4 protein-coding genes are annotated in these 2,714 nt (G+C 70.3%); all 4 read left to right on the forward strand.

Annotated elements, in window-relative coordinates:
* A partial coding sequence (locus tag AB0M20_RS36580; RefSeq protein WP_364305255.1) for a response regulator transcription factor occupies positions 1–369 on the forward strand: 369 nt, incomplete at its 5' end.
* A gap of 64 nt (positions 370–433) precedes the next feature.
* Complete coding sequence (locus tag AB0M20_RS36585; RefSeq protein ID WP_364305256.1) at positions 434–871, forward strand: NUDIX domain-containing protein; 438 nt, start codon at positions 434–436, stop codon at positions 869–871.
* A gap of 272 nt (positions 872–1,143) precedes the next feature.
* Positions 1,144–2,043, forward strand: a complete 900-nt coding sequence (locus tag AB0M20_RS36590) for an AraC family transcriptional regulator (protein ID WP_364305258.1) — start codon at positions 1,144–1,146, stop codon at positions 2,041–2,043.
* A gap of 133 nt (positions 2,044–2,176) precedes the next feature.
* Entirely contained in the window at positions 2,177–2,668 is a 492-nt protein-coding gene (locus tag AB0M20_RS36595; protein WP_364305259.1) for an SRPBCC family protein, read from the forward strand.
* The last annotated feature ends 46 nt before the right edge of the window (positions 2,669–2,714 follow it).

A 2,714-nucleotide genomic window follows, 5' to 3' on the forward strand; every position in this document is an offset into this window, starting at 1 on the left:
GACGCGGTGCGGGCCGGCGCCCGCGGCTACCTGACCAAGGACGCCGGCGGTGAACGGATCCACGAGGCGCTACGGCAGGTGGTCGACGACCACGCCGTCATCGACCCGGCCGTACAGCGGCACCTCGTCGACGCCATCGCCGGTGAGCCGACGCCGCGGCCGGGGCTCCCGGCCGGTCTCACGCCGCGTGAGGCCGAGGTGCTGTCCCTGATGGCCGGCGGTCTGTCCAACGCCGAGATCGCTTCCCGGCTCACGGTCAGTGAGGCGACGGTGAAGAGCCACGTCAACCACCTGTTCGCGAAGATCGGCGCCCGCGACCGGGCACAGGCCGTCGCGTACGCCTTCCGGCACGACCTGAGCGAGTCATGACTCGCTCAGGTCGCGACAGTGTCGCCTCTGGGCCGGGATCTTGCGCATCTGACAGCATCGCCGCATGGACAACGAGACGGAGCTTCGAGCCTGTTGCGGCGTGGTTCTCATCGATGATCACGACCGGGTGCTGCTCATGCGCCGCCGCGGCGAAGGGACCTGGGGGATACCCGGCGGTGGCATCGAAGTCGGTGAAACCTGGCAGCAGGCGGCCCGGCGCGAATGCCGCGAGGAGACCGGCTGGGAAATCGACCTGCATGAACTGCTGGGCCTGTACAGCGATCCCGCCACGCAGACCCACCACTACCCGAACGGACGAGTCGTGCACTGCGTCGGCGCCGTCTTCCTCGCCTCACCACGCAGCCAAGCCGACACACCCGACGGCGAGGCCACCGAACTCGGCTGGTTCGCCCTCGACCACCTCCCCGCGCCCCTTTTCGGACCGGACGTACCCGTCCTCAGCGACGCGGCACGACGGCAAGACGGCCCCTTCATCGACTAGCCGTACCGTGCTCGAACGCGCGCAAGTTCAGGCGTACGAGGCGACCGCGTCCCACCTCCGCGACTGGCCCGTAGCGACCCTGTTGACAACCCACGGGCTCGGCCACTACCGCCTGCTCCGGAACCCGTCGGTGACCAGGACCATCGCAGACCGGCTCCGGATCGGCACGGAGAGCGCCCGGCGGTAAGCCGGTAGTCCGTCGCGCGTCGCGGCGGTGTGATTGCGCAAGATTCGTCATGACGTGGCGGATCTCCCGGCGCTAGGTTGCTCGGGTGCGCCCCGGTACTGACGAGATTCTGCGACTGCTGGCGACCGTCAACGGCCGCCGTCGCGGCGACGTCTCGCTGCCGATTCTGGCTCGGCTGGCCCACCGGTCGCCGTTCGACCTGCACCGCCGGTTCCGCCGGCTGGTCGGCGAAACTCCGCGGGTGTACACGTCACGGGTTCGGCTGGCGCGGGCCGCCGCGGCGTTGCAGACCACCGACCGGCCCGCCTGGCGGATCGCCGCCGAGCACGGCTTCGCCAGCTATGAGGTCTTCACCCGCTCGTTCACCCGGCACTTCGGCGTCGGGCCACGGCAGTACCGCGCCCGCGGGCTTCCGGCGGGTGACAACCGGACGTACGCCGCGCACGTCGCCGCCGTCGATGCGGCGGCGCCGTGCGTCGGCCTGTATCGCCAGGAACCGACCGAGAGGAATACCGAGGTGTCCGTGGACGTGACCGTGGAACAGCAGACCGAGACGTACGCGCTGATCATGCGCCGCCGGACCGGCCGCGCGGGAATCGCCGACGCGCTGTCCGCCTGCCTGCCCGCCGTGTTCGGCTACGCCCAACGGCACGGGCTGGCGATGACCGGACCGCCGTTCGCCCGGTACCCGGAGGTCGGCATGGGGTCGGTGGTGATCGAGGCCGGCTGCCCGGTCACGGCGCTGCCCGCGGAGCAGCCGGGTGACGGGATCGAGCCGCTCACGATCCCCGCCGGGCCGGCGGCCGTCGCCGTGCACCGCGGGCCCTACGAGGGGCTCTCGGCGACGCATGAGGCGGTCGAGGAGTGGATGCGTGTGAACGGGCACGAGGCCGCCGGTCCGGCGATGGAGACCTACCTGACCGACCCGGGCGAGCACCCCGACCCGCAGACCTGGCTGACCCGCATCACGATCCCGTTGCGTTGAAACGCGCCCGGCGCGGTCCGGTCGCCGCGCGGAAGCCGCGCATGCAGTTCACCGCACCGCGGTGACGGGGCCGCAAGATCAGACGTCTCGCTGTTAGTGTGCGTCCGTTCACTCGAGAACGGAGCGCTCGGCCATGAAGTACACCGTCTCGTTGGAGATCGCCCAGCCGCGGGAGAAGGTGGCCCAGCTGCTCGCCGACCCGGCACACCTGCCGAAGTGGCTGCGGGGCCTGGTGCTGCATGAGCCGCTGAGTGGGGTGCACGGGCAGGTCGGCACCAAGTCGCGAGTGGTGCTGCAGATGGGGCAGCAGAAGATGGAGGCCACCGAGACCATCACGCGCCGGGAACCGGTGGACCTGCACCGGATCGCGCGGGAAGACGTCGTCCGTTTCGAACGCGAGATCGTCGGCAAGGGCATGTGGAGCGCCGGGCGCGAGCGCCTGACCGAAACCGGCCCGGAGACGACGCTCTGGGAGAGCGAGAACGAGTACCGGTTCAGCGGCTTGATGATGCGGCTGGTGGGGCTCCTGATGCCCGGCGCCTTCCGCAAGCAGTCGCTACAGCACATGCAGGACTTCAAGGCGTTCGCCGAGCACGGAAAGGACGTCCGCGACGCGAAGGACTGACCTACGAAACGCACGTCGAAGGGCAGCCATCCGGCCGGATGGCTGC

The sequence above is a fragment of the Actinoplanes sp. NPDC051633 genome, assembly GCF_040681735.1.
Lineage (GTDB): Bacteria > Actinomycetota > Actinomycetes > Mycobacteriales > Micromonosporaceae > Actinoplanes.

Bases quoted from the DNA above. Each gene is read 5' to 3' on its own strand.
- AB0M20_RS36585 (WP_364305256.1), top strand. From the start codon at position 434: ATGGACAACGAGACGGAGCTTCGAGCCTGTTGCGGCGTGGTTCTCATC.
- AB0M20_RS36595 (WP_364305259.1), top strand. From the start codon at position 2,177: ATGAAGTACACCGTCTCGTTGGAGATCGCCCAGCCGCGGGAGAAGGTG.